29 protein-coding genes are annotated in these 26,617 nt (G+C 65.8%); 13 read left to right on the plus strand and 16 right to left on the minus strand.

The features are described 5' to 3' along the window. The first annotated feature begins 35 nt into the window (after positions 1-35). Positions 36-2,021: a serine/threonine-protein kinase gene (locus tag M1248_RS05570; protein WP_317147785.1), complete on the plus strand. Its 1,986-nt coding sequence runs from the start codon at positions 36-38 to the stop codon at positions 2,019-2,021. Between the two features lie 5 nt (positions 2,022-2,026). Here the strand turns inward: M1248_RS05570 and M1248_RS05575 are convergent, their stop codons facing one another. Next, positions 2,027-2,965 (minus strand): sensor domain-containing protein, encoded by a 939-nt coding sequence (locus tag M1248_RS05575; RefSeq protein WP_163732814.1) that lies wholly within the window; start codon positions 2,963-2,965, stop codon positions 2,027-2,029. A gap of 199 nt (positions 2,966-3,164) precedes the next feature. Here M1248_RS05575 and M1248_RS05580 point away from each other — a divergent pair, with 199 nt between their 5' ends. Continuing rightward, positions 3,165-3,512, plus strand: coding sequence for a hypothetical protein (locus M1248_RS05580; protein ID WP_174262130.1), 348 nt, complete (start codon positions 3,165-3,167; stop codon positions 3,510-3,512). Here M1248_RS05580 and glgX read toward each other — a convergent pair whose 3' ends face one another. Next, a complete protein-coding gene (glgX, locus tag M1248_RS05585) occupies positions 3,513-5,672 on the minus strand; it encodes a glycogen debranching protein GlgX (RefSeq protein WP_317147786.1) in 2,160 nt (719 codons plus the stop codon). A 49-nt stretch (positions 5,673-5,721) separates the two neighbouring features. Here glgX and M1248_RS05590 point away from each other — a divergent pair, with 49 nt between their 5' ends. Beyond that, positions 5,722-6,555 (plus strand): enoyl-CoA hydratase/isomerase family protein, encoded by an 834-nt coding sequence (locus tag M1248_RS05590; RefSeq protein WP_163732823.1) that lies wholly within the window; start codon positions 5,722-5,724, stop codon positions 6,553-6,555. Here the strand turns inward: M1248_RS05590 and M1248_RS05595 are convergent. From M1248_RS05595 to M1248_RS05630, 8 genes are all read right to left on the minus strand, one after another. Beyond that, positions 6,548-7,099 (minus strand): nicotinamidase, encoded by a 552-nt coding sequence (locus M1248_RS05595; RefSeq protein ID WP_163732826.1) that lies wholly within the window; start codon positions 7,097-7,099, stop codon positions 6,548-6,550. The genes M1248_RS05590 and M1248_RS05595 overlap by 8 nt on opposite strands. 9 nt (positions 7,100-7,108) lie before the next feature. Beyond that, on the minus strand, positions 7,109-8,401 hold the full coding sequence (locus M1248_RS05600) for a hypothetical protein (RefSeq protein WP_317147787.1): 1,293 nt from the start codon (positions 8,399-8,401) through the stop codon (positions 7,109-7,111). After that, positions 8,398-8,814 (minus strand): hypothetical protein, encoded by a 417-nt coding sequence (locus M1248_RS05605; protein WP_163732830.1) that lies wholly within the window; start codon positions 8,812-8,814, stop codon positions 8,398-8,400. The genes M1248_RS05600 and M1248_RS05605 overlap by 4 nt, the downstream gene beginning before the upstream one ends. Next, entirely contained in the window at positions 8,811-8,981 is a 171-nt protein-coding gene (locus tag M1248_RS05610; RefSeq protein ID WP_174262131.1) for a hypothetical protein, read from the minus strand. Before M1248_RS05610 ends, M1248_RS05605 begins: the two co-directional genes overlap by 4 nt. After that, positions 8,978-10,810 carry a hypothetical protein gene (locus M1248_RS05615; protein WP_163732833.1) on the minus strand — a complete coding sequence of 611 codons (1,833 nt, stop codon included), beginning with the start codon at positions 10,808-10,810 and terminating at the stop codon, positions 8,978-8,980. The genes M1248_RS05610 and M1248_RS05615 overlap by 4 nt, the downstream gene beginning before the upstream one ends. A 91-nt stretch (positions 10,811-10,901) precedes the next feature. Continuing rightward, the gene (locus M1248_RS05620) at positions 10,902-12,080 is read right to left on the minus strand and encodes a zinc-dependent alcohol dehydrogenase (protein ID WP_163732837.1); all 1,179 of its coding nucleotides are present in this window, start codon (positions 12,078-12,080) and stop codon (positions 10,902-10,904) included. A 62-nt stretch (positions 12,081-12,142) separates the two neighbouring features. Further along, positions 12,143-13,537, minus strand: a complete 1,395-nt coding sequence (locus tag M1248_RS05625) for an acyl-CoA dehydrogenase family protein (protein ID WP_317147860.1) — start codon at positions 13,535-13,537, stop codon at positions 12,143-12,145. A 122-nt stretch (positions 13,538-13,659) separates the two neighbouring features. After that, positions 13,660-13,959: a hypothetical protein gene (locus M1248_RS05630; protein WP_083127683.1), complete on the minus strand. Its 300-nt coding sequence runs from the start codon at positions 13,957-13,959 to the stop codon at positions 13,660-13,662. A gap of 220 nt (positions 13,960-14,179) precedes the next feature. Between M1248_RS05630 and M1248_RS05635 the strand changes: the two genes are divergently transcribed. Further along, positions 14,180-14,710: a hypothetical protein gene (locus M1248_RS05635; protein ID WP_317147788.1), complete on the plus strand. Its 531-nt coding sequence runs from the start codon at positions 14,180-14,182 to the stop codon at positions 14,708-14,710. A gap of 7 nt (positions 14,711-14,717) precedes the next feature. Further along, positions 14,718-15,026, plus strand: a complete 309-nt coding sequence (locus M1248_RS05640) for a hypothetical protein (protein WP_083127788.1) — start codon at positions 14,718-14,720, stop codon at positions 15,024-15,026. A gap of 30 nt (positions 15,027-15,056) precedes the next feature. Here the strand turns inward: M1248_RS05640 and M1248_RS05645 are convergent, their stop codons facing one another. Genes M1248_RS05645 through M1248_RS05655 form a run of 3 tightly spaced genes read right to left on the minus strand, consistent with a single transcriptional unit; the run spans position 15,057 to position 17,165 of the window. Next, positions 15,057-16,421, minus strand: a complete 1,365-nt coding sequence (locus M1248_RS05645; protein WP_317147789.1) for an HNH endonuclease signature motif containing protein — start codon at positions 16,419-16,421, stop codon at positions 15,057-15,059. A gap of 4 nt (positions 16,422-16,425) precedes the next feature. Further along, positions 16,426-16,629: a hypothetical protein gene (locus M1248_RS05650; RefSeq protein ID WP_163732853.1), complete on the minus strand. Its 204-nt coding sequence runs from the start codon at positions 16,627-16,629 to the stop codon at positions 16,426-16,428. Positions 16,630-16,682: 53 nt separating this feature from the next. Beyond that, entirely contained in the window at positions 16,683-17,165 is a 483-nt protein-coding gene (locus M1248_RS05655; protein WP_163732856.1) for a flavin reductase family protein, read from the minus strand. A gap of 26 nt (positions 17,166-17,191) precedes the next feature. On the opposite strand from M1248_RS05655, the gene M1248_RS05660 reads away from it, so the two are divergent. After that, positions 17,192-17,656, plus strand: coding sequence for a PPOX class F420-dependent oxidoreductase (locus tag M1248_RS05660; RefSeq protein ID WP_163732859.1), 465 nt, complete (start codon positions 17,192-17,194; stop codon positions 17,654-17,656). A gap of 3 nt (positions 17,657-17,659) precedes the next feature. Here M1248_RS05660 and M1248_RS05665 read toward each other — a convergent pair whose 3' ends face one another. Then, positions 17,660-18,043: a DUF3224 domain-containing protein gene (locus tag M1248_RS05665; protein ID WP_163732862.1), complete on the minus strand. Its 384-nt coding sequence runs from the start codon at positions 18,041-18,043 to the stop codon at positions 17,660-17,662. A 223-nt stretch (positions 18,044-18,266) separates the two neighbouring features. Here M1248_RS05665 and M1248_RS05670 point away from each other — a divergent pair, with 223 nt between their 5' ends. From M1248_RS05670 to M1248_RS05680, 3 genes are read left to right on the plus strand one after another with little or no spacing between them, the layout of a single operon-like run. Continuing rightward, on the plus strand, positions 18,267-19,502 hold the full coding sequence (locus tag M1248_RS05670; protein ID WP_317147790.1) for a glycosyltransferase family 4 protein: 1,236 nt from the start codon (positions 18,267-18,269) through the stop codon (positions 19,500-19,502). Then, the gene (locus M1248_RS05675) at positions 19,496-20,212 is read left to right on the plus strand and encodes a class I SAM-dependent methyltransferase (RefSeq protein WP_163732868.1); all 717 of its coding nucleotides are present in this window, start codon (positions 19,496-19,498) and stop codon (positions 20,210-20,212) included. Before M1248_RS05670 ends, M1248_RS05675 begins: the two co-directional genes overlap by 7 nt. Then, complete coding sequence (locus tag M1248_RS05680; RefSeq protein ID WP_317147791.1) at positions 20,209-21,282, plus strand: prenyltransferase; 1,074 nt, start codon at positions 20,209-20,211, stop codon at positions 21,280-21,282. Before M1248_RS05675 ends, M1248_RS05680 begins: the two co-directional genes overlap by 4 nt. 58 nt (positions 21,283-21,340) lie before the next feature. On the opposite strand, the gene M1248_RS05685 is transcribed toward M1248_RS05680, so the two are convergent. Beyond that, positions 21,341-22,060 (minus strand): class I SAM-dependent methyltransferase, encoded by a 720-nt coding sequence (locus M1248_RS05685; protein WP_317147792.1) that lies wholly within the window; start codon positions 22,058-22,060, stop codon positions 21,341-21,343. 53 nt (positions 22,061-22,113) lie between these two features. Between M1248_RS05685 and M1248_RS05690 the strand changes: the two genes are divergently transcribed. Further along, positions 22,114-22,683, plus strand: a complete 570-nt coding sequence (locus M1248_RS05690; protein WP_163732874.1) for a TetR/AcrR family transcriptional regulator — start codon at positions 22,114-22,116, stop codon at positions 22,681-22,683. Here M1248_RS05690 and M1248_RS05695 read toward each other — a convergent pair. Next, entirely contained in the window at positions 22,680-23,291 is a 612-nt protein-coding gene (locus M1248_RS05695; RefSeq protein ID WP_410506620.1) for a TetR/AcrR family transcriptional regulator, read from the minus strand. The genes M1248_RS05690 and M1248_RS05695 overlap by 4 nt on opposite strands. 135 nt (positions 23,292-23,426) lie before the next feature. On the opposite strand from M1248_RS05695, the gene M1248_RS05700 reads away from it, so the two are divergent. Genes M1248_RS05700 through M1248_RS05710 form a run of 3 tightly spaced genes read left to right on the plus strand, consistent with a single transcriptional unit; the run spans position 23,427 to position 26,609 of the window. Then, positions 23,427-24,791, plus strand: a complete 1,365-nt coding sequence (locus M1248_RS05700) for a cytochrome P450 (RefSeq protein WP_317147793.1) — start codon at positions 23,427-23,429, stop codon at positions 24,789-24,791. Positions 24,792-24,813: 22 nt separating this feature from the next. Further along, positions 24,814-26,139 (plus strand): cytochrome P450, encoded by a 1,326-nt coding sequence (locus M1248_RS05705; protein ID WP_163732883.1) that lies wholly within the window; start codon positions 24,814-24,816, stop codon positions 26,137-26,139. Positions 26,140-26,162: 23 nt separating this feature from the next. Then, positions 26,163-26,609, plus strand: coding sequence for a YiiD C-terminal domain-containing protein (locus M1248_RS05710; protein WP_163732885.1), 447 nt, complete (start codon positions 26,163-26,165; stop codon positions 26,607-26,609). Positions 26,610-26,617: the final 8 nt, after the last annotated feature.

Consider the following 26,617-nt stretch of genomic DNA (forward strand, 5'->3'; position numbering starts at 1 on the left):
ACACGCTCTACGGACCGTAACGAGGGAACAATCAGATGGCACTGGACGTGGGATCGGTGGTGGCCGGTTACCGCATTGAAGCCGTTCTCGGCAGGGGGGGCATGGGGACGGTCTTCCGCGCGGCCCATCCCACCCTGCCACGCTCCGACGCCCTCAAGGTCTTGTCGTCGGACCTGACAGCCGACAGTCACTTTCGCGAGCGATTCCTCCGTGAGGCCGATCTGGCTGCGACTCTTGATCATCCGCACATCGTGTCGGTCTACAACCGGGGCGAAACCGAGGACGGACATCTTTGGATCGCGATGCAATACGTTGCAGGCAGCGACGCCTACCACGAACTGAAAGCGGGCCGCATGACCCCGGCGCGCGCGCTGCGCATCACCGCCGCGGTCGCCGATGCTCTGGACTACGCGCATCAGCACGGCCTGCTGCACCGCGATGTGAAACCCGCGAACTTCCTGCTCGCCGCCAACGATCAGCGAATCTTCCTGGCCGACTTCGGAATCGCCAAGAGAAACGACGACGCCGCCGGCCTGACGCAAACCGGAATGGTACTGGCCTCGATCGCCTACGCCGCGCCGGAAACACTGATCGGCGAAGCCGCTGATCACCGGGCCGACATCTACGCCCTGGGCTGCAGTCTGTACACAATGCTCACCGGTCAAACACCGTTCGCGCGCCCCGGCGCCGAGGTGGGGGCCACCATCACCGGCCATTTGACCGCGCCGCCACCCAGGGTCACCGAACGGATACCCGAACTGCCGCCTGCCATCGATGCGGTCATCGCCAAGGCAATGGCCAAGGACCCCGCACAGCGCTACCAAACCGGCAGGGAGCTCGCTCAGGCCGCCGCCGCCGCACTCGACGACAGCACGGTGCAACTGAGGGCCACGCCGCCGCCCGCCCCCACCGAGTGGGCTCCGCCACCACCGACGGGTGCGCAGCCACCCGGCCCGCCGGCATACTTCGACCCCGCCCGACCGCCCGACGCCGCCATCACTTACCCGAGTGGGTGGCAGATGGCCGAGAACCACGCTGGACAGGCCGGCGGGCCCAAACGCCGACGCACCCGCACTCTCATCGCTGCCGGTCTGGCTGCCGTTGTCCTCGTCGCGGCTGTGATCGGCGTGGTGCTGTGGAATCAAGGGCCCGACGAACCCGCCTACCAGGCCCAGACTTTCACTCATCAACACGGCGTCACCGAGCTCTCCTATCGGCCGCAAAAGGTAGCGGCAATCGGACCCGGCGACGGCGACGCCGTGCTGTCGCTGGGAGTCCAACCTGTCGTGATCGGCTCATCTACCAATGCGCTGCCCAGCTGGGAACAGTCCGCGGTCACCGGCACGCCGACCGTGCTGACGGGCTTCACCAACACCGCCGCGGTCGCCGACGCCCGTCCCGACGTCATCATTGCGACCGGAACGCTCGACGACGCCACGTACAACAAACTCGCCGCCATCGCGCCGACGCTGACCAGACCCGCGGATCAAACCGCCGAGTCATGGACGTGGCAGAGCCAGCTGAATTGGATCGGCGACATTCTCGGCTATGAGGACAAAGCCAAGGAACTCATCGGTGACATCCGTTCCCAACAGGATGACTTGAAGAACCAGAATCCTTCGTGGAACGGAAAATCTGTTGTAGCTCTTGTCAATTCAGACACGTCCGTCTTGGAGGTGCTCACGCCCTCCACCGCTGCCGACTATCTCGAGGCGCTCGGGCTGCGCTACAGCCAAGACTTCACCCATAGGGCCACCGATACCGGCGACACCCGGCCCATGCCCGACCCTGCCGGCGTCTACAACATCGAAACAGACGTCCTGGTGGTCATCCGCACCGACGGCAAGGCTGGCGGAGGCGGATTCGACGGTCTGCCAGGGCCCTTCGCCGGATATCAGGGAACGATGGTCGTCGTGGACGATCCGAACACCATCGCTGCGCTGACCGGGCCCGGGGGTTATCTCGCAAGCCAGTATCTCGATGCGAATTTTGCGCCGGCACTGGCCCGCGAATTGAGATAGTCGCTCTACGCCGCGGGTGCGATCTTCTCGGCGATTTCGTTCGCGATCGAAAATCCCGCGCTACCGACCGTCGGCGAGCAGGCCCGCACATCAACGATCACGTTGGAGCGCAGGGCCATATTGCGTTCACACTGCTGACCTTCAGTCCGCGCCGTGGTCGGAACCAGCAACAGGGTCATGATGCCCGCAGCCACCGACGGCATACCAAGATCAGCTTCGGTAACCCCGCCGCCCTCGTACCTGATATGGGTGGATTTGCAGGCGTTCCAGTCGGCGACCTGCCGGTCGTAAAACGCCTTCGCGGCGCCCGCGTCGGGAAACGAGACGACAGCCTGCACCATCTGAATCGGGGGCTGGAAAAAGCCCTGGATGGCAAGGCCGGTGTAACGAGACCCTTGGTATGTCGCCTCGTACGCCGGGCCCCACGCACCGGTGCAATGCGGCGGAGTGACCGAACCGGGCAACAGTTTGGCGAGCGGGGGATCGGCAGTCATGCCGGTGGTGTTCATGCGCTGATTGATCAGGTCAGCGGGAAGCAGTAGTCCAGGCAGCGCGGCAGCATCGACCACGGGAGGAGGTGGTGGGGGAGCGGGCGCCGGCGTGAAGCGGGGCGTGGCGGCTGCGGTCGTGCTGGGACCGGCGGGCATCGGCGTCGAGGTCGTCGCGGTGGCATCAGTCGACGAGCTGTCCTCGCCGCCGGTGAACACCACCAGGGCCACGATCACGGCGCCGACCACGGCGGCCGCACCGCCGATGACCCACCACCGCCGGCGACCGAGAAATCCAGTGCTGCCCGATGGGGGTTGCTGTCGGTAACCGATAGCGGGTGGCGGTTGTTGCGGGTAAAGGAACCGCCCGGCGTCCAGCGTGTCTTCCTCGTGGATACTGCGCGGAGCAATTGGGGTGGTCTCACCAACGTCGCGCGGCAGATCGTCGTTGCTCACCGTCTATCCCTTTCGTTCATCTGACCAGGGTGTTTCACGCGCCAGCCGCGAACGGCCTCGCGTCAGTCGAGGCCTGCCGCTGATGCTAAGGCATCTCCGATACACCTCTGTGCGCCAAAAGGACGCCCGATTGCTCGGGCCCGCCACGCTTCTGCCAGTAAGCGGGTTCGCTGTTTGACCGGGTGCCGCGTCGGGCAACATGGCAGTCATGGCACGCGACGTATCCGACGAAAATCCCCTGACGCCCGAAGAGCAGCTCGACTCCGACGAGGTGCGAAACGACGACGGCGACGAGGTCGTTGACCCGCCGGAGAAGTGGATCGAGGCCAAAGAGGACGAAACGCTCGACGAGCGTCTGGCCGACGAGGTGCCCGATGTCGGGCCCGATGATGTCGATCCACGCGACGCCGATGACACCGAGCAGGAAACCGTCTCGATGTCCGACGACGAACTCGACCGGATCGACCCCGAAGAGCACGGCATCGACCGCGGTCAGATCGACGGCACTCCCGAAGACGGTGACTCGTTCTTCAACGTCGAGCGGTGACTACGTCTCGCTGACCGTCGCCGACCTCAGCACCAGCACCGACCTGGCGTCGACGGTGACTTTCGCTCCTGCATCGTGGGTCTTCGGTTCCTCGCCATTGGTGGCCGCGGTGTCGATCACCGGCTCCCACGAGGTGCCGAACCGTTCCTCAGGCAGGACGAACTCGAGCGCCTCGTAGTGGGCATTGAAGAACATCACGAACGAGTCATCCGTCACCCGCTGACCCCTCGGATCGAGGTCGGGGATGCCCTGCCCATTGAGGTACACCGCAATCGATTTGGCGAACCCGGAATCCCAGTCCTCGTCGCTCATCTCCGATCCGTCCGGTGCGAACCACGCGATGTCGGGTAGTCCGTCGCCGCCGCGCTGGCGCACGGGGCGGCCGGAGAAGAACCGTCGGCGCCGGAACACGGGGTGCGCGGCGCGTATCGCTGAAACGCTGCGGGTGAACTCGATCAGTTCGGTATCGGCGTTCTCCCAGTCGATCCAGGACAATTCGTTGTCCTGGCAGTAGACGTTGTTGTTGCCCTGCTGCGTGCGGCCGAGCTCGTCGCCATGCGCGATCATCGGAACGCCCTGCGAGAGCAGCAGCGTGGTCAGGAAGTTGCGCTGCTGCCGCGACCGGAGCGCGTTGATCTCGGGATCATCGGTCGGTCCCTCGACACCGCAGTTCCACGACCTGTTGTGACTCTCGCCGTCGTTGTTGTCCTCACCGTTGGCGTCGTTGTGTTTCTCGTTGTAGGACACCAGGTCCCGCAGCGTGAACCCGTCGTGGGCAATGACGAAGTTGATCGATGCCACCGGTCGACGAGCGGTGTCCTCGTACAGATCGGCCGATCCGGTCAACCGGGAGGCGAATTCGTCGAGGGTGGCCGGCTCTCCGCGCCAGTAGTCGCGCACGGTGTCACGGTATTTGCCGTTCCACTCTGTCCACTGCGGCGGGAAATTACCGACCTGGTATCCGCCGGGTCCGACGTCCCACGGCTCGGCGATCAGCTTGACCTGGCTGACGATCGGATCCTGTTGTACGAGTTCGAAGAACGTCGACAGTCGGTCCACGTCGTAGAACTCGCGGGCCAGTGTCGACGCCAGGTCGAAGCGGAACCCGTCGACGTGCATCTCGGTCACCCAGTACCGCAGCGAGTCCATGATCAGCTGCAGCGAGTGCGGATGGCCGACGTTGAGGCTGTTGCCCGTACCGGTGTAGTCCATGTAGTAGCGCTTGTCGTCGTCGACGAGGCGGTAGTACGCGGCGTTGTCGATGCCCCGCATGGACAGCGTCGGCCCCATGTGATTGCCCTCGGCGGTGTGGTTGTAGACGACGTCGAGGATCACCTCGATGCCCTCCTCGTGCAGGGCACGCACCATCGCCTTGAACTCCTGCACCTGCCCACCGGGGTTCGGGCTCGAGCTGTATTTCGGGTCGGGCGCCAGGAACCCGATGGTGTTGTAGCCCCAGTAGTTGGACAGACCCTTGTCGATCAACGTGGAATCGTTTGCGAAGTGATGCACGGGCATCAGCTCGATCGCGTTGACGCCCAATGCTTTCAGGTGATCGATGATCACCGGGTGCGCCACCGCGGCGTACGTACCGCGAAGCTGTTCCGGGATGTCCGGATGGGTCTGCGTGAGTCCCTTGACGTGCGCCTCGTAGATGACGGTGTCGGCGTATTCGTGGCTGGGCGGGCGGTCTACGCCCCAGTCGAAGTATGGGTTGATGACGACGCATTTGGGCATGCTGGCCGCCGAATCGTCGTCGTTGCGGCTGTCAGGGTCGCCGAAGTTGTAGCTGAACAACGACTGATTCCAGTCGAACGCACCCTGAATGGCCTTGGCGTAGGGATCCAGCAACAGCTTGTTGGGGTTACAGCGGTGGCCGGCGGCGGGGTCGTAGGGCCCGTGTACGCGGTAGCCGTAGCGCTGCCCGGGTTCGATGGTCGGGACGAAACCGTGCCAGACGAAGCCGTCCACCTCGGGCAGCGTGATGCAGGCCGTCTGTTCGCCGTCAGCGTCGAACAGGCACAGTTCGACGCGCTCGGCGGCCTCGCTGAACAGCGCAAAGTTCGTGCCCGTGCCGTCGTAGGTCGCCCCGAGTGGATAGGCCTTGCCTGGCCAGATCTCAAGAGGGGTGTTGACCTGCGGATTGGCGGGTTGACTCAAGTTGCAGCTCCAAAATCAGTACGGATACGAACGAAGGCGACGTTAGGGGATGCCCAATGCGAAAGCATTGCAACCAATGACTCCGTCACACGAATACCGCACATTGCTGCTGGCCGTTGACAGTGGTGTGGCAACTATCACGCTCAGCCGCCCCGAGCGGCGCAATGCCGTCGGTGACGGAATGCGGGAGGAGCTCGCCGACGCCTACCGGACCTGTGACCGCGACGACGGAGTCCGCGCCGTCGTGCTGACGGGCGCACCCCCGGCGTTCTGCGCGGGTGCCGATTTGGCTGCGGGTGAGGACACCTTCGCCAGCCCGGGGTCGGGGTTCAGCGCGGCCGGTATCGACGTGCCCGCCTTCACGCTGTCCAAGCCGGTGATCGCGGCGGTGAACGGCCACGCGATCGGATTGGGTCTGACGTTGGCGTTGCAGTGCGACCTGCGGTTCTTCGCCGCCGATGCGCGGTACGGCATCGTGCAGGTGCGGCGCGGGGTCGTCGGCGACGCCTACTCACACTGGGTTCTGCCGCGGCTCGTCGGGATCGCCAACGCCGCCGAAATCCTCTTGACCGGTACGACATTCGACGGTCACCGGGCAGTCGAACTCGGGCTGGGCAGCCGGGTGCTCGATGCAGATGACGTGCTCCCTGCCGCCCTGGAGGTGGCGCATGACATCGCGACGAATACCGCGCCGATGTCGGTGGCAGCCAGCAAGCGTCTGCTGTGGGATTCCTTCGACCTCGACCGTGCCGCCGTCGGTCGCCGCGAAACCGAGATCCACCTCGCGGTGATGGGCCACGACGACGCCAGGGAAGGTGTGCGAGCCCACCTGGAAAACCGGGCGCCCGAATGGACGGGACGCCCGGTCGATCCGACTAGCTGATCTCGACCCCGGCGGCGCGCATGTCCTCGATCGCCTTGGCTGTCGACTCGGGCGCGACGCCGGCCGTCAGGTCCAGCAGCACTCGGGTGGCGAAGCCCGCCTCCACGGCATCCGCGGCAGTCGCTCGCACGCAGTAATCCGTCGCGATACCGACGATGTCGACCTCCTCGACACCGCGCTGCCGTAGCCAGTCGGCCAGCAGGGTGCCGTCGTCGTCGGCGCCCTCGAAGCCGCTGTAGGCGGCGGCGAACTGACCCTTGCGGAACACAGCCTCGACCTCGCCGGTCTCCAGGTGGGGATGGAAGTCCGCGCCAGAGGTCGACACCACGCAGTGCCGCGGCCACGAGTGCGCGTAGTCCGGATTGTCGGAGAAGTGTTCACCGGGATCGATGTGAAAGTCCTTGGTCGCCACCACATGTGCGTAGCCGTGATCACCGGCCAGCAGCTCGCTGATGCCGCTGGCGACTTCGGCGCCGCGCGTCACCTCCAGCGAACCGCCTTCGCAGAAGTCGTTCTGAACGTCGGTGATGATCAGCGCCCGCATAGCCAGAACTTACCCGCCGAACAACAGGTACAGCCCGGTGAAGGTGTAGCCCACCATCACCAGCATCATCGCGAGCTGACCGGTCAACTGGTGCGTCTTGGGCAGCAGGTGCAGCGCCCGGTCATGGGCGGCGATGACACCTGCCACGTGGCCGACGACGACGAAGCCGACCTTCACCGTCGCCAGCAGCGAAGGATGAAGCGACAGAATGTAATTCACGTCGGCGTCCACTCCCAGCAGCAGGTAGACGGTCTGCTGCCCCCGCTCGACGAGATAGGTCAGGTAGTGCGCGAACACGTACCCGACGACTATCGGGATGAGCGAATGCGCCATCTGCCCAGGTAGCAGCCGGCGCTGCTCGCGATCGACCCCACCGGTCGCCCTGGCCGCCAGCCAGAACGTCGCCGCGACCACGCCGGCGAAGACGAACAGGGCCGCGGTGTTGATCAGCGTGGCGGCCGTCACGGAACCCGCCGTCTCGTCGATGAACGTGCGCCACTGGGGCCGTGCGGAGAAGCTGTCGAATGCCGTCGAGCCCAGCAGCACCGACAGCACCGCGACAATGCCCGGCCGTATCGGCAGCGACGGCAAGTGATCGAAAGGGTTGCCGATCGCGATGCGGCCATTGCGGTTGCGCCGCAACGCGGACAACCGCGACACCACGATGCCGTACACCTCGAACGGGTCTGCGCGTGCGCACCACCGCGCGCCACATACGAAAGCCCCGGCGAGCGTGACGATGAGATAGATCAGCAACCAAATACGGATCGCTGCAAGCGATCCCGGATCTGGACTGGCCAGTTCGAGCCAGACGAACGCGAAGAGGCCGAATGCGGCGGGCCAGTAGCCCAGCGCCGCCGGATAGTCACGCAGCGACTTTCCGCCGAGCAACCGATGCACCGTGCGTACCGGCGACAGCGCCCGCCACACCGGGCCGAACAGCACCGACAGCGCCACCAGCCCGACCCACATCAACACGTAGAACACGCCGGGCAGCGGACTCTCGGCGTTCTGCGGACCGAAGAACGCGACGAGCCCCACCCACACCGCGAGGGCCAGGCCTGCGATGCCGACCACCCAACGGGTGGCCGGCGCGTCCACCGCCGCAGTCACCCACGGCGGCAGTTCGCGGCCGGGTTTCTCGGAACCGAATCGTGGCTTGCGCCATGCCAATGCGACGACGGCGAAGGTGAACGTCAGTGCCCACGCCGCGCCGATCAGCGCGTACGTGAAGGGGATCGGAAGGTCGGCCGACCCGCCCAGCCCATGGGCGACTACGGATACCGACCCGTCCGCGTTCACTGCACGGTGATGGTGGCGACGGTCTTCTTCAGCTCGTGCAGCTCGACGTCGACCTTTCCGGGTACGGCGACGGTGAACTGGAACGACTGACCGGGCTTGGCCTCGATCTTGTACGAGTGCTCGGGATTCGAGTGCACGTGCAGTTCATCGGCGGCGTCGCTGTCGACCCTGAAGACAATCGGTTCGTTGACCGAGGCCTCCAACTGGGCGTTCGTGGGGGTCACGTTGCCGCCCTGGATCTTGACGTCCACGACGAGGCGGTCGGGCGGCGCCTGTTGATCCTGCATGTCCGACGGGTTGACCGTCGAAGCCGACGCGGCAGCACCACTGTCGCTTGGACTTTCGCTGCCGCCGCAGCCGGCTACGAGGAGAGCGGCGGCCACCGCAAGAGTCGTCGCAAAACGCAGTTTCACGGTTTCCCTTCGATATTCGGTGAGCCCGCCCCCTCGTCACCCTTTCGCCGGTTACGCACTGCGATGTACACCACGACACCGGCGACCACGACGGCCGGTGCGAACGCGGGCACAGCCAGCCAGAACGAGTGATCAGCCAGGATCACGACATCGGGTTCGATGGTCATGCCTGCGCCGAGGGCTCCAGCTCCGCCTCGCTGCCCGAGGGTTCGTTGTTGTTGATCCGGCCCGCGCCCCAGGCGATACCCGCGATCATCGCCAGCGTGCAGAACAGCACCACTAAACAACCGACAAGCCAAAGGGATTGAGGGATGTCGGGGCTGCGCTCGCGCTGCAGGATGGTGATCTCGGCGACGATCGGGCGCTGGAATTGCGGGTCAGCAGGCACCTCTTCCGCCCCGATGCCGGGATCACCCGCGAGGTAGATAGGAACGGCCGCAAGTGTTCTGCCGTCGTGCACACGCAGCAGGGTCTTCCAGTCGCCCGACACCGGCATCGCCTCAGTAGAGACGTAGTGACCGGGACCGACCTTCTCGAGATGGTCGATGAACTGGCCGCGTTGGTTCTCCAGCCTGCCCTGCCAACCCAGGACCGACACCCAGTTCGGGTTGTCGCTGATCACGTTCGGCGGGTTGAACCGCACGTCAGCGGTCACGTGGCGCTGGCCGTTGACCGGTGGCGCCTCCGTGAGTGTCGCCGTGACGGTCGCCTCCGGCGGCACGTCATAACGCAAGCCGTTGGCCGCTGCCCCGCCGATGACGAGCACCGTCAAAGCGACGATCCCGACGCCGACGGCACGGCGTGGCAACCGCTGTCCGGTGAGCACCATGCCGAGCATGGCTCCGCACGCACCGGTCATGATGGCCACCGGTACTGCCATGGCGAGGCCCTCTGGCCAGATGCTGGTCGGCCATGGGTAGTCGTACACCGCATTGATCCACAGCGACTCCAGCCACAGGCCTATGGTGCCGATACCCAGGCCGCTCACCGCACCGAACAGGATCGGCCGCTTCATCAGCGGTGTCAGTGCGAGGATCTCGACCACCAGGGCGGGGCCGAGGTAGAGCGCGAACCAGTTGACCGGCGCGTCGAGCACGGGCGCAACGAGGAAGGCGACGATGCCGCGCAGCCCGATGGCGACCACGGCGGCGATGAGAGCCGCGCCGCGCCCCAGGAAGATCCTGGCGCCGACGAGTGCTAACCCGGCCGCGGCAGCAATGAGCATCGGCTGGAAGACCTGACGGAACTGCGGCACGCCGAAGTCGAACTCGATCTGATAGACCGACGCACCGACGAGCACACCGGCGAACGCCAGGTACTGCACGAACTTCAGCCCGATGCCGTCACGCGGCGCGTCGGCTCCGACCGAGCGCTTGCCCTCGGTCTCGAGATACGACGCCGCGATGGTCGAGAAGCCGGCGCCGCCGATCATCATCAGGTGGGTGGGACCCCACAGCGTGACGTCCTGGCCGAAAATCCGGTGCCACATGTCGTCCAGCGGGAATCCCAGCAATGCGTAGAACCCGCAACCCGCCATCACGATGCCGCCGACCGGGGCGTACCAATTGTCGGTGATGCGGACCGCTGCGGGGCCGGGGCGCTCCTCCGCGCCCCTGGGCAGCACCACCGCCGTGGCGCCGGCCACGAAAATGCCGAACAAACCGATCAGAATGAAGTAGTGCGCGGGGTTGGCCAACGCACCGTTGTCACGGCCGTTGCCGATGTGCAGGCTCACGTCCCAGATGAAGCCGAACAGTGCGCAGATGATCGACGAGATGAACAGCGCGATCGGCAGCGCCACCCAGGACGGACGCTTGAACCGTCGACCCGACCAGTCGGCCAGCGACGCCAACCACTCGATCTTGTGCTGACGGTGCATCCAGCCGATCCACACCAACACGGCGGCCACAACGGCACCGACCGCCGTCAGGATGATGATCTCGCTGATGGCGGCCCCGCCGCCCTCGGTGCCCTGAGCAAGAAACTGCGTTGTCATCCCACCCTCCGAGTGCCGATCCAAAACTTACCCGTCGGTAATGTTGCCAGAACCACCCGACCTGAAACCAGGGGTATCGGGTATTCGTTTGTCATGGCGAGAGGACCACCTTCACCATGCCGTCTTCCTTCTTCTGGAACGTCTCGTACGCGTCGGGCGCCGCCGACAGCGGCAGCCGGTGAGTGGCGAACTGCTCGACGCCCAGCGGGTCTTCATCTGTGAGCAGCGGCATGATGTCCGGGATCCACCTCTTGACGTTGGCCTGACCCATCCGCAGCCGAATCTGCTTGTCGAACAGCGTCATCAGGTTGATGGGGTCCGCCGCGCCCCCGTATACGCCGGACAGTGAGATCGTGCCGCCGCGCCGCACCAGATCGATCGCCATGTTGAACGCGGCGAGGCGGTCAACGCCGGCGTGCTTCATCACGGCGCGGCCGACCGGTGACGGCAGCAGGTTGCTGGCATTCTGCGCGACCGTCGCGACCGGCGAACCGTGCGCCTCCATGCCGACGGCGTCGATCACCGCGTCCGCCCCCCGGCCCGAGGTGTAGCTCTGCACCACCTCTTTGGCGTCGGCGCTGCGCAGGTCGACGACCTCGGAGCAGTACGGCCGGGCGCGGTCCAGCCGTTCGGTGACCAGATCGACACCGATCACGGTGGCGCTCTTGCGATATGACGCGATGCGGCAGGCCATCGATCCGATGGGCCCGAGTCCCAGCACCACGAGCGTGCCGCCATCGGGCACGTCTGCGTACTCGACGCCCTGCCACGCGGTGGGCAGCACGTCGGAGAGATAGACGTAGCGTTCGTCGGGCCCGTCGTCGGGCACTTTGATGTGGGTGTACTGCGCCTGCGGTACCCGCAGGTACTCGGCCTGGCCGCCGGCGACCTCGCCGTAGAGCTTCGAGAAGCCGAACAGCGCCGCGCCGGTGCCCTGGTCCCGGTTCTGCGTCGTCTCACACTGGCTCTGCAGACCGTGGTCACACATGAAGCAGCTGCCACAGCTGATGTTGAACGGAATCACGACGCGGTCGCCCACGCTGAGGGTGTCGACTTCGCGGCCCACCTCTTCGACCACACCCATCGCCTCGTGTCCAAGGATGTCGCCCGGGGTCATGAATGCACCGAGGACTTCGTAGAGGTGCAGATCGGACCCGCAGATGTTGGTGCTCGTCACGCGAATGATCGCGTCGTTGGGTTCCTTGATCGTCGGGTCGGGCACATTGTCGACGGACACCTTCCGTCGCCCCTGCCACGTCACTGCTCGCATCGCATCCTCCTGGAGTTTGATGGGCTACGTGTCAACTGCCCGATCGGGGACGGCCCAAACCTCTACCTACGCGGCGGACGCAGGACTTTCATCGCCAGACGCATGACCGGTGCCGGAATCTGATCCTTCGCTTCGAGTGCGGCGCTGGCCACCCGGGTCCGCACCGGTGTGCCTCGACCCAACACGCGGTTGAGCGGTCCGCCGGTGGGTTCGAGGTCGAAGTGCAGCGGGGGCTTGCCGTCAGCGGCGCCGAGCGCATTGGCGATGACGATGCGCTGAATCTCGCTGGTGCCTTCGAAGATGGTGTACAGCTTGGCATCCCGATACCACTTCTCGACGGGATGATCTTTGATGTAACCCCAGCCACCCATGGTCTGGATTGCGCGTTCGGTGGTCTTGACGGCCACCTCGCTGGCGGCGAGCTTCGCCATGGACCCCTCGCCGCGTTCGAACGGGACTCCGCTGCCGGCCATCCAGGAGGCCCGCCAGGTGAGCAGCCGAGCGGCGTCGATCGCGGTCGCGAGGTCGGCGAGCGGGAACGCGATGCCCTGGTGGTCGATGATCGGCGCCCCGAACGCCTCCCGGCGGTTGGCGTACTCGGTGGCGTATTCCATTGCTGCCCTGGCGATTCCGAGAGCCTGCGCGGCGACCATCGGCCGCGTCTGCTCGAACGTGCCGAGAGTGGCGGAGCCGGACTTCTTGCCGCCGGCCACGACTTCCCGGGCCTTGGCGAGCTTGTATTCGAGTTTGTCGGCTCCGCCGAGCAGGTTGGCGGCCGGGACGCGGACGTCGGTGAAATTGAGCTCGGCGGTGTGCGAGGCGCGGCACCCCAGCTTGTCGAGCTTGCGAACCATCTCCAGACCGGGCGTGCCGCCGGGCACGATGAACAACGCCTGCCCCTTGTGGCCGAGCTCTTGGTCGACGACGGCGTTGACGACGTGGACGTTGGCGATGCCGCCGTTGCCGATCCACATCTTGTGGCCGTTGATGATCCAGTCGGCGTTCGGTCCCGAACCGTCGCGGTGGGCCGTGGTGCGCAGGTTGCGGACGTCGCTGCCGCCTTCGGGTTCGGAGATCGCCAGCGCGGCGAGCTTCAGATCGCCGGGCGTTCCGAAGCATTCGGGCGCCCACTCCAACATTTGTTCCGGCGACGCCGCCTGGCCGATGGCCGATAGCGCGAGCGCGGGCATCACGACGGCCAGGCCGATCCCGGCGCAGCCCCAGAACAGCTCTTCCATGAACATCGGCAGGGAAAGCCCGGTGGGATCACCGATGAGATCCCGATAGAACAGCGGACTGTAGAAGCCGCGGGCCGCCGCCTCTTCCAGGACGGGCCACGGAAACTCCTGGCGCTGGTCGTACTCCGCTGCAACCGGGCGCACGACCTCTTCGGCAAATTCGTGGGTGCGGCGAGCGAGGTCGTGCTGCGCCGCGGTCGGGGTGAGGTCGAATGTCACAGGCCTTCGATTAGCCACCCGTAGCTCATTCGAAACACTTGTTCACTGAACAGGGACAAGCCCCCGGGATGTCCGGGGGGAGACACGGCGGGGGCTTGTCGGGGTGAGGGCCTAGATGCCGTCTACTTCACGTCGACGTAGACCGTCTTGCTGAGCAACTTGGTGCTCAGATCGTCACCGGGACCACTGTGGTCGGTGCGGCTGTACGTCTGCCCTGGCCGCACCGCGACAACGCTGGCTTGTTCGAGCGGCGCGTTACCGAGGCGGTTGACGACGACCTGGTAGCCCTGCGCCTCCAGCTTGCTGATGGTGTCCTGCGCGTTCCCGGGTCCCGTCGGCGCCGCCAGAGCCGGCGCGGCCAGTCCGAGAAATGCGGCAGTGAGTGCACTCGCAGCGACTGTGGCGAATCCAAACTTCTTCATCTTCCGAGCCCTCTTCCTTCTTGCTTTTCGTATTCCGAGCCGTGGCGAATGTCGCGGTTCGAGCTGCAGCTGATCTTGTAAACCTGGTGGTCAGGGATTTAATTCCGGTGGCAGCAATTGGTTGCCGAATGGCAGGAATTGCGCTGCAGAAACCGCGAGTTGCCCACGATCGCCGAGCGCGATTGGACCAACCGGTGCTGTGTCAGCACACTGGAAGCCGATGAAGCTCGCCGGTCTGCGGCTGCGCCAACGCGACGGGGTGACGTGCGGCCCGTCGGTCGCGGTGATGGCCGGTGCGCTGCTCGATCCCGCCCGTCATGCGGCGTTGGCCGAACCGGAATCCGGGGCCGCGCTGTTCGCGGCCGAGCAGCTTCGCGTGCACGCCGACGTGAATCGGATCTGGCCGCGACGGCTTGGCACGACGCCATGGGGAATGGCGCGCGCGCTCACAACCATGGGAGCTACGGCAGGGGTCTGTTACCGGTGGCGGTTGTTTCGGGGCCGTCGCGACAAGCTCGTGGATGTCCTGGCGGCGGCCGGCCGTGATCGGCCGGTGGCGATGCTCGTCGGACGCGGGATTCCGAGGCACTGGGTGCTGATCGTCGCGGTGGCCGGCGAGAGGCTGACTTGTTACGAACCGTCGTCTGGGGAGTTGCGCACGGTCGACGTCGTCGCGGTGCGGGAGTCGCGCCTGACGGGCCTGGGCTTCCCGCGTCCGTTCGCGTTCGTGCTACCGCGTTCGAACGTATGATCGAACGGTGGGCGAGCTCCAGTCGATCGGCTACAACGGGCAACCCGTGCAGCAGGCCTTCCGGCGGGTCGACCCGCCGGTGGCGGTGCTCGTCGATCTCGCCACGGTGTTCCCGCGCGAGCCGCATCGGACGGGCGGCTACAACCCGGCCGGATTGCAGATGCACTCGATCGTTGAGGGCAGGCTGTCGTGCTGGGCCATCTGCGAGCAGGGCTTCTGGTGGGGCCTGGTCACCTACGAGATCGCCTATGGCGCGCGCCGTAAGGCGGTGACACATTGGATCCCCGCCTGGACGCTGAAGCGCAAGGCGAACTAGCGACGGAGCCGACTTTCACGGCTGCCAGCTCTAGGGGCCCTCGTCCTCCTCGGGCAGCAGGTACTTCTCCGGGTGGTGGTAGTTGTTCACTCTGGCTTGACCGGTATCGAGGTGCGGCGGCGGAATCCATTGGGTGCGACCGTCTTTGCGCTTCCGCGTCACCCAGCCGCCTTTCTCGATGAGGCGATTGTCGGGCCCGCACGCCATCGTCATCTTGGTGATGTCGGTGCGTCCGTTCTCGGCTGCCCAACCTTCGACGTGGTGCGCCTGGCACCAGTAGCCCGGTGTGGTGCAGCCAGGCCGCGTGCAACCGCGATCGAGCGCGTGCAGCACGATCCGCTGGCCCGGTGAAGCAAAACGCTTGGTGTGTCCGAGGTACAACGGCTCACGGGTGTGCTTGTCGTAGATCACCAGATAGTGATGAGCGTGGCTGGCGAGCCGGATGACATCGCGCATCGGCATCATCGATCCGCCACCGGTGACACCCTGTCCCGCAGCGGATTCGAGATCTTGCAGCGTGGTGGAAACGATGATGCTCGTCGGCAAACCGTTGTGCTTGCCGAGCTCGCCGGATGCCAGAACCGCACGGCCCATCGCCTTCAACGCGTCGTGATTGCGTTGGGCTTGCGACCGCACATCGCCGTGAACCCGCTCCTCACGTGGTTCGCCGTCGACGCAAGGCTGTTCATCGTCCGCGTTGCACATGCCGGGCGCCGCCAGTTTGGCGAACACCGCATCGATGGTGGCCCGCGCCTCCGGATCGAGTGACCCGCTGATCTTGCTCATGCCGTCGATGTCCTGTTTGTGGATCGTGAAACCGCGTCGGCGGGCGCGCTCGGCTTCGTTGGGCGGGTCGCCGTCCTGATTCGCCAGGTGCGCCAGCCGATCGGCGGCCTGGCGAAACTCCGTCGGGCCGAGTCCGCCTGCGATACCGGCCAGATGGGACTCCACCTCGTCTCGCAGATCGGCCGGAACATAGGGGGGCAGCTTCTCGAAGAACTCTTTGACGATCTTGACGTGTTCGGGGCCGATGGCACCGCGCTGCTGGGCCATGGCGACATTGGGCAGCCTTGGCGGCAGCGGTTCTCCGGTCATGGCCTGCCGGGGTCCGAGCAGTTCGGCATTCTTGATCCGCCGTCGCGCCTCCTTCTCGGTGATACGCAACGCGGTGGCCAGTGCGCCGGTCCAGTTTTTGGCGCCGATGGCGGCCGGCTCGCACCGGCTGCGCAGCGCCTGTATCAGGCGATGCTCGACTGTCGGCTGACGACGCCGATCCACCTCGAGCTCGCCAAGCAGGTGGAGCAGCTCGGGCACGGTCAACGCGTCGAGCGACAACTCCGTCACCTCGTCGCGCGCCGCTCGAAGGCGCTCGACAGCGGCCTGCGCCGCGCCCACGGCCCTAGGCCGACATCCGAGTCATGAGGAGCCGGCCGCGCAGGCTCCGCTGCAGTGCGACCAACTTCTGGTCCAGTTTGTCGAGCCGCGCGAGTAAGGCCTGGCCGTCGGTCCGCGACAGCGTCTCCACGGGGAACACCCCGACCGCCTTGCATCCCGCTTCTATTGCATCGAGCGCTTCGATGAGCGCTTCTCTATCCGAACGCATGTTCGAATCATAGCGTCGGGTTCTGACACGTGACGAAAGTTGTCCTCAGGCGTTCAGGCCTCGTGTCCCGGCTCCAGATCACGCACATCGGCGAAGGTCACCAGCTGCTCGAACTCGTCGGGGGCATCGCCGGCGACCGGCTCGAGCAGATGCCCGACGTGATCGCCCAGAGCGTGACGTCCGAGCACCTCGCCCACGAACCAGCCCGCCGCGTCATCGAGGATCGGCAGGCCATGCGGACCCTCGTGCCACGATGTCCGCGCGAACTTGTCCGTGCGATCGCCGGTCTCACTGCCGAACAGCCGGGCCAATTCGCGATGTGTGCGCGGCAGAAGATGGACGGCCAGATGCGTCGCATCCTGCGCAACCCGGTACGTGTGGTTCTTGTCCGACAGTCCGACCAGAAAGCGCGGTGGCCCGATACTGACCTGGCTGGTGAATCCCACCAGACAGCCGGCTCGCTGGTCGCCCGCGCGGGTGGTGACCACGTACATCGGATAGTCGAGCTTTGAGACCAGCTTCTCGAAGGCTTCCATCGCTATCCCGTCGCTAGGCTTTTGCTATGGCTAGAACGTACGCAACCGCCGACGCCGTCGATCTGCCGCAGCTGCTCGATTTCGTCCGGCCACGACATCGCATGGTGCTCACCACATTTCGATCGGACGGATCGTTGCAGAGTTCGCCGGTGACCGGCGGCGTCGACGATCACGGTCGCATCGTCATCGCGACCTACCCGCAACGGGCCAAGTCGGCCAACCTGAAGCGCACCCCGAGGGCCAGCGTCACCGTGTTGTCCGACGAATTCAACGGCGCCTACGTGCAAGTCGACGGCGACGCCGAGGTCATCGAACTGCCCGATGCCGTCGAGCCGCTGGTCGACTACTTCCGCGCCGTCGCCGGAGAACATCCCGACTGGGATGAATACCGAAAGGCGATGGTCGACCAGGGCAAGTGCTTGATCCGCGTCACGCCAACGCGGTGGGGTCCGGTGGCGACCGGCGGCTTCCCGCCGGAGCAAGCGCAGTAGCACTCAGCCGTCGAGGTCGAGCACCAGCGAGCCGGCCGGGTCGGCGCGGAACTCTCCGGTGCCTGACGCCGACGAGAGCTCACCGGTGCCCAACACGGCGCGCAGGGCCGCCGTCGCGACACCGTCGGCGAACTCACCGTCGTGCAGGAGAACCAATCCGCCGCGCCGGCCGCCGATGGTTCCGGTGATGTGCTCGATTCCGACGTAGGTTGCAGACTTGTCCGGCGCGTAGGACATCAGCCATTTGGTGGTCGAGGTGCCGTCGATGTCCCCGGAGTAGCGCTTCTTGACCAACGCCTCGGTGAGCTTGGTCTCCTCGTCGCTGTCCTCGAACGGTTTCTCGTCCCAACCGGCGATCTCGAATTCCGCCTTGATTTGTGTGGTCATCGAGGGGGAATACCCTCCCAGATGGCTTGGGAATCGAAAGGCCGGAGAGCGCGCAGCGCGGCGTATGTGGTAGTCAGAGCAGTACGCACGCGTTGCGTCCGATAGCTAGTCAAACTATAGTCTGGACACATGTCCAGAGAGGTTCGGAGTATTTGAGTGACACGATTTGTCCTGCTCATCGGCCCTGGACGTGTCCGCCTCCGCGCATCGGCATGAGCTGAATATGCGCATCGCATTGCTTTCATACCGGAGCAAGACCCATTGCGGAGGGCAGGGGGTCTATGTCCGCCACCTGTCCCGCGGCCTCGTCGAGCTGGGTCATGACGTCGAGGTCTTCTCGGGTCAGCCCTACCCCGGTGGCCTCGATCCCCGGGTACGCCTGACCAAGGTGCCGAGCCTGGATCTCTACCGCGAGCCGGACCCGTTCCGCATTCCGTGGCCCAACGAGATCAAGACGAGCATCGATCTGCGCGAGCTGCTGACGACCTGGACTGCGGGTTTCCCCGAGCCCAAGACGTTCAGCCTGCGCGCCGCCCGAGCACTGGCCGAGCGGCTCGACGACTTCGACGTGGTCCACGACAATCAGTGCCTCGGCACCGGCCTGCTGAAGATCGCCGACCTCGGCATGCCGGTGGTCGCCACCGTGCACCACCCGATCACCCGCGACCGGGTGCTGGACGTGTCGGCGGCACCGTGGTGGCGCAAGCCTCTGGTGCGCCGCTGGTACGGCTTCGCCGAGATGCAGAAGGATGTTGCGAGGCGCATCCCCGAGCTGCTGACCGTCTCGTCGACGTCGGCCGCCGATATCGCCGAGGACTTCGGGGTGTCGCCGGATCAGCTGCATGTCGTACCGCTCGGCGTGGACACCGAACTGTTCAAGCCGTCCGAGCGGCGGGTGCGCAACCGCATCATCGCGATCGCCAGCGCCGACGTCCCGCTCAAGGGCGTCGCACACTTACTGAACGCCGTCGCGAGGCTGCGCGTGGAACGTGACCTCGAACTGCAGCTCGTCGCCAAGCTCGAGCCCAACGGACCGACTGAGAAGCTGATCGCCGAACTCGGCATCTCCGACATCGTGCACAGCTCTAGCGGGGTAACCGACATTGAGCTCGCCGACCTGCTGGCGTCCGCTGAAATCGCCTGCATCCCTTCGCTTTACGAGGGCTTCTCGCTACCGGCGGTGGAGGCGATGGCCAGCGGCACACCGATCGTCGCCAGCCGCGCGGGGGCGCTGCCCGAGGTCGTCGGCGCCGACGGTGATTGCGCCCGGTTGGTCACTCCGGCCGATGTCGACGAGTTGACCAGCGTGCTCGCCGAACTCCTCGACTCGCCGCTGGAACTGCGCCGCCTCGGGGCCAATGGCCGCCAGCGCGCGCTGGATGTCTTCAGTTGGGAATCCGTTGCCGCGCAGACGGTTGCGGTATACGAACAAGCACGTGAGCGAGTCGCCAAATGCTGACCGTGGACTACGACCGGCTCGGTGTCGGCGCGGGTACGAAGGTGATCGACGTCGGCTGCGGTGCCGGCAGGCACACCTTCGAGGCGTACCGCCGCGGCGCTGACGTCATCGGATTCGACCAGAGCGTCGAGGACCTCAACGACGTCGACGAGATTCTGCAGGCCATGAAGGACAAGGGTGAGGCCCCTGCTTCGGCCACCGCCCAGGCGGTCAAAGGTGATGCGCTCGATCTGCCTTATGCCGATGGAACTTTCGACTGTGTGATCGCCTCAGAGATCCTCGAGCATGTGCCCGAGGACGACCGGGCGATCTCGGAGCTGGTCCGCGTGCTCAAACCGGGTGGCTCGCTGGCGATCACGGTGCCGCGCTGGCTGCCTGAGAAGGTGTGCTGGATCCTGTCCGACGAGTATCACGCCAACGAGGGCGGGCACATCCGGATCTACAAGGCCGACGTGTTGCGCGACAAGGTGCTCGCCCATGGCCTGCGGCTCACCGGCACGCACCATGCGCATGCGCTGCACGCACCGTACTGGTGGCTGAAATGTGCTGTCGGAACCGAGAAGTCGGATCATCCCGCGGTGACCGCGTACCACAAGCTGCTGGTGTGGGACATGATGAGCCGGCCCTGGCTCACGCGCACCGCGGAATCGGTGCTCAACCCGCTGATCGGCAAGAGCGTCGCGATGTACTTCGAGAAGCCGGTGGTGTGACGTTGACTCGTGACATCCCTGGAGTGCCCGGCGTCCTGACGCCTGCGCAGTGCCGCCAAACCGCCCAGTCGATCGCAGACACCCAGGAGTCCTCGGGCGCGATTCCGTGGTTCGAGGGCGGCCACACCGACCCGTGGGATCACGTGGAAAACGCGATGGCACTGACGGCGGCCGGACTCCTGGAACCCGCGCGCGGCGCGTTCGAATGGTGCCGTAGGACGCAGCGTCCCGATGGCTCCTGGCCCATCCAATTCCGCAACGGCGTCGTCGAGGACTCCAACAGCGACAGCAATTTCTGTGCTTACATCGCGACCGGAGTGTGGCACCACGTGCTGATCACCGGCGATCGCCGATTCGCCGAGAAGATGTGGCCAGTGGTTGCCAAAGCTGTCGACTTCGTCCTCGACATGCAGCTCAGCGGTGGCGAAATCTCCTGGGCCAGAAGCCCGAACGGGCTAGAACCCGAAGCGCTGCTCACCGGATGCTCGAGTATCTATCACAGCCTCCGTTGCGCACTGGCGCTCGCGGACTACTTCAGGGACCCGCAGCCGGAGTGGGAGCTCGCGGTCGGTCGTCTCGGCCACGTGATCGCCGAGCATCCGGACGCCTTTGTGACCAAGGACCGCTGGTCGATGGAGTGGTACTACCCGGTGCTGGGTGGCGCCATGCGCGGTGCCGCCGCGCGGACACGCATAGACGAACGGTGGGACGACTTCGTGGTGGCCGGTCTCGGCATCCGCTGCGTCGACGACCGGCCGTGGGTCACCGGGGCCGAAACATGCGAGCTGGTAATGGCTTTGGACGCGATTGGCGATACGGCCCGCGCACACGAGCAATTCGCGGCGATGCACCACCTGCGCGAGGAGGACGGCTCCTACTGGACCGGCCTCGTCTACGCCGACGGGAAACGGTGGCCGGTGGAACGCACCACGTGGACCGGCGCGGCGATGATCCTCGCCGCCGACGCGCTGTCGTGCACGACACCGGCCAACGGCATCTTCCGCGGCGCGGATCTGCCGCGCGGCCTCGTGGGCGAGTACGACTGCGAGTGCGCGACCAGCGACCGCTAGCACGGGTAGTGCGAAGGGCTCAGCCGAGGACCGCGCGGCTGATCCAGTCCGCCAGCCGTTACAGGGCCTCGCCGGGCGCACCGGACACGCGCTCCAGCACCCGCATCGACCCGGTCGCCGAGACCTCGCGGAAATCGCCGGTGTCCAGCGCGCGGCGGTAGACGTGATACGGCGCCTGGCCGCCGTCGTCGGGGTTCGGGAACACGTCGTGAATGATCAGCGCGCCGCCGACGAGCACCCACCGCACCCAGCCGTCGAAGTCGCGCTGGGCGGCCTCCTCGGTGTGACCGCCGTCGATGAACAACAGCCGCAACGGGGTTCGCCATCCTCGGGCCACCGTCGTCGACCGGCCGACCATCGCGACGACATGATCGTCTACCCCCGCGGCGTCGAGCGTGTGACGCAGCGTCGGCAGCGTGTCGAACAATCCGGTGACAGGGTCGACCATCGACTCGTCGTGGTATTCCCAGCCCGGCTGGTGCTCTTCGGAACCATGGTGGTGGTCGATGGTGAAGACCACACCGCCGCTCTGCTGCGCCGCGGCACCGAGTAAAACCGTCGATCGACCGCAGTAGGTGCCGATCTCCACGCCGACACCGTCGCCCAGGTAGCGGACGGCGGTGTCGTACAGCGTGCGCCCCTCGTCGGCGGGCATGAAGCCGGTCACCTCGTCGGCGAGCGCGAACAGGCGGGCAGCGGCCTCGGGCAGGGCGGTGTCGCCGCCCGCGGGGAGCGCGTTATCAGCGCCCTCGGAGAGGGCAGTGTCTGTAGTGCTCATGGTGGCTAACCTACCGTTGCTGGTCATGGGTAGTTGTAGTAGCGTCCGGACATGTGTCCGACACGACCCTGGAGTCGACTCGGCGCCGTCTGACCGCCAAGCAGGCCGACACCGTCGATCGCCTGGGAAGAGCCGCGGTCGAGCTCCTCAACAGGGATGGTTTCACCGGCTTGACCGTGCGCCGCGTGGCTTCCGAGGCCGGGGTCGGGGCTGCCACCGCCTATACGTATTTCTCGTCCAAAGAGCACCTGGTCGCCGAGGTCTTCTGGCGCCGTCTCGCCGCCGCGCCGCTGGCGAGCCACGATACCGATGACCCGGCGACGCGGGTCACCGAGGTGCTCCGGCACATCGCCCTGCTGGTCGCCGACGAACCCGAATTCGCTTGTGCGGTAACCAATGCGCTGCTCGGCCGGGATCCCGACGTCGAGGTGCTGCGGCTGCGCATCGGGCGCGACATCCGTGACCGGCTGACCGCTGCGCTCGGACCCGCCGTCGATCCCGACGTCGTCGACTCGCTGGAAATGTTGTACTCCGGTGCGCTGGTGCGCGCCGGAATGGGTTACGCGTCCTACGCCGAGATCGCGCAGCGGTTGGAGAAGTCTGCGCGGCTGATGCTCGGCTAGTGAGGGCCGAGGATCGCCGTCGATGCGACGATCGCCGGCTCGACGATGCCCTGTATATCGTGGCCCGCCTCGACGAACAGGGCGGTCAGTTCGCGCAGACCACCGAGCACGATCAGCGCCAGCGGCCGGGAGATCGGTGCGATCTGCGCGCGATGGAATCCGGGACTGTCGCTGAGATCGACCAGCATGTCGGTGAGGTGTTCCATCGCAATGCGGTGCAGCGGCTGAGCCACCGCGCCCAGCGCGGGAAGCTCGCGGATCCAGGCAAGGGTGATCTCCGGCCGCGCCGCGATGTGCCCGACGTACGCGTCGACGGCCTGGCGGATCTGCTCCTGCCAGTCCGCCTCCGGGTCGACGGCGTTGCGAATGTTGGTGATCAGGGTCTCGTTGTTCCGGCGCAGCAGCTCGATCAGGCAGTCTTCCTTGCTGGCGAACTGCGCGTAGAAGGTGCGCTTCGAGGTGCGGGCGTGCCGGACGATGTCTGCGACGGTGGTGTCTCGGAAACCGCGCTCGACGATCGACGCCGCCATGCCGTCGAGTAAGCGGTCGCGAAACGGATCGGCCATCTCTTCGGATTGCGAATCACGCTGGCCGAGCGCTGTCGTCACGTCGCCTCCCTCCGGACTCTTGCACATTGCTGGTACTAACCGGTACCGTACTACACGAACCTGCGGTACACCGTAGTACCAGTCCGCCGCAGTTCCAGGACTCTAGCGTCCTGGCGAGATGGCTGGGAGTGCACCATGAGCAATGGCCCCACGCGCAATGGGACCGCGATCCTCGACAAGGCCGCCGCTGCGCCGCGCGCGCTCAATCTGCCACCCGGTTCACGGCTGCCGAAGCTGGTGCAGGGCATTGGCTACGCGATCAACCGGAATTGGACGTACAGGCAGATCGCCCGCCGCCACGGCGACGTGTTCAGAATGAACCTGCCGGTGTTCGGCCCGACGGTCATCGTGGCCAACCCGGAGTTGGCGAAGCAGTTGTTCATGGCCGGCACCGACGACGTCGGCAATGTCCAGCCCAACTTGTCGAGGGTGCTGGGCGACGGGTCGTTGTTCGCGCTCGACGGTGCCGACCATCGGCTCCGCCGCAAACTGCTCACCCCTCCGTTTCACGGCAAGAGCATCAAGAACTTCGAGAAGATCTTCGAAGAGGAGACCCTGCGCGAAACCGCCAATTGGCCAGAGGGCCAGGCGTTTCCGACGATGGAACCGATGCTGAGGATCACACTCGACTCGATCCTGCGCGCGGTGTTCGGCGCCGACGGTGAACAGCTCGCCGACCTCAAGCGCATCATTCCGCCGTGGGTCACCCTCGCGTCACGATTGGTCGTGCTGCCGACGCCGAACCGAACCTTCGGGCGGTTCAGCCCCTGGGGCAGGCTCGCCGAATACCGGCGCCAGTACGACCAGATCATCGACAAGCTGATCGACCGTGTCAGGGCCGACCCGAACTTCGGCAGCCGCGACGACGTGCTCGCACTTCTGTTGCGCAGCACCTACGAGGACGGCTCGGCGATGTCGCGCAGCGATATCGGTGACGAGCTGTTGACGCTGCTGGCCGCCGGGCACGAAACGACCGCCTCCACCCTTGGTTGGGCGTTCGAACGCATCAGCCGTCATCCCAAGGTGTTGTCACAGCTGGTCGCCGAGGCGGCCACCGACGACAACGAATACCGGCAGGCCACCATCCTGGAGGTACAGCGTGCCCGTACGGTCATCGACTTCGCAGGTCGGCACGTGTATGCGCCGACCTTCGAGCTCGGCGAGTGGGTGATCCCCAGCGGGTATTCGATCGTGGTCGCCCTGGCGCAGGTGCACGACCGCGCAGAGGATTTCGCGGAACCGGCGATGTTCGATCCGACGCGCTTCATCGGCACGCGGCCGACGTTTGCGTTCATGCCGTTCGGCGGCGGTACCCGCCGGTGCATCGGCGCCGCCTTCGCCAACGTCGAAATGGATGTGGTGTTGCGAACGGTATTGCGGCACTTCGAGATCGATACGACCTCGGCTCCGGATGAAAAGGCACACTCGCGCGGTGTTGCCTTCACCCCGAAAGACGGCGGGCGCATCATCGTGCACCGTCGCGAGACCCCGCTGGGCTAGGAGAGCAATGACGGATACAACCATGAGCGACACCAGCAATGTTGAAGCCACCGAGGCCCCGCCGGCCAAGATGCCACCGGCGGTGCGGCTGCCGAAGGTGGTGCAAGGGGTGCTGCTCGCCGGCTTTCGGCGCTACTTCCTGCGCACCACACTGCAGCGCCTTGGCCCCGTCTTCGCCATCAATGTCCCGTTCTTCGGCCGCAGCGTGGTGGTCTCCGATCCCGCGTTGGCCCGCCAGGTGTTCCTGGCGAGCGCCGACGACCTGATCAATGTGAAGCCGAACCTCAGCAGGATCTTCGGGCCCGGTTCGGTGTTCGCACTCGACAACAAAGAGCACCGGGCGCGTCGCAAGCTGCTGGCTCCGCCGTTCCACGGGCAGAGCATCAGGAACTACGAGAAGGTCATCGAAGAGGAAACCCTGCGCGAGACGTCGACCTGGCCCGAGGGGCGCGAGTTCGCGACGCTCGAGCCGATGAACAGGATCACGCTGAATGTCATCCTGCGCACCGTGTTCGGCGCCGACGGAGCCCAACTGGACTACTTGCGCGCAATAATCCCGCCGTGGGCCAAGCTGGCGTCGCGGATGGCCACGCTGCCCGAGCCTCCGTTCCGCACCGGGCGGTACAGTCCGTGGGGCCGGCTGACCCAGTTCCGCACGGACTTCGACCGCACGGTGTTCGCGCTGATCGAAAAGGCCGAGAACGATCCGCGATTGGAAGACCGCACCGACATCCTGGCGCTGCTCCTGCGCACCACGTACGAGGACGGCACCCCGATGTCGCACCAGGACATCTCGGACGAACTGCTGACCCTGCTGGGCGCCGGCCACGAGACGACCGCGTCGACCCTGGGCTGGGCGTTCGAGCGCTTGCGCCGTCACCCCGACGTGCTCGCCAAGCTGGTCGAGGAGAACGACGAGGGCGGCAACGAGTACCGCCAGGCCACAATCGTTGAGCTGCAACGGAACCGGACCGTCATCGACTTCTCCGGTCGCCACGTCGTGGCGCCGCACTTCGATCTCGGCGAATGGCGGGTTCCGCACGGCTACACGGTGATGGTCTCGATCGGCAACGTGCACGCCAACCCCGACGCCTTCCCGAACCCCGAGCGTTTCGACCCCAACCGATTCCTGGGCACTAGGACCCCGACGGCGTGGATACCGTTCGGCGGCGGCACCCGCCGCTGCATCGGGGCCGCGTTCGCCAACGTCGAAATGGACGTCGTGCTGCGAACCATTCTGCGGCACTTCGTCATTGAGACCGACGATGCCCCCGAGGAGAAGATCCACTTCCGCGGCATCGCGTTCACTCCGAAAGACGGTGGGCTCGTCACCGTGCACCGGCGCTGACGCGCGTGGGCTAGTTTCGTCCCATGAGTCTGGTCGAGATGATCAACGGCGGCATGGAAGCCACCATCCCCGCCGCGCACAAGCTGGGGATCAAGGCCGTCGAGGCGCGCCGCGGTTATGCCGCAGCCACCGTGCCATTGGCGGGCAACGGCAATCACTTCGGCGTCGTGTACGCCGGAGTCGAGTTCACCGTCGCCGAAATCCTCGGCGGTATCATCGCGATCGCGAGCTTCGATGCCGCCAAGTACTACCCGCTGGTGAAGAAACTCGACATCGAGTTCACCGCGGCGGCGCGCAGTGACCTACGCGCCGAAGCGAGCCTGGGCGAGGACGAATTACGTCGCGTCGAAGCCGAAGCCGCCGAAAATGGAAAGGCCGACTTCATGCTGGACGCGGTCGTCCGTGATGAAGCCGGCCAGACCGTGGCGCTCACCCGCGGGCTCTATCAACTGCGAGCCCACGGGAAGTAGGCCTAGAC

The organism is Mycobacterium sp. 29Ha, from assembly GCF_032883055.1.
GTDB lineage: Bacteria > Actinomycetota > Actinomycetes > Mycobacteriales > Mycobacteriaceae > Mycobacterium > Mycobacterium gallinarum.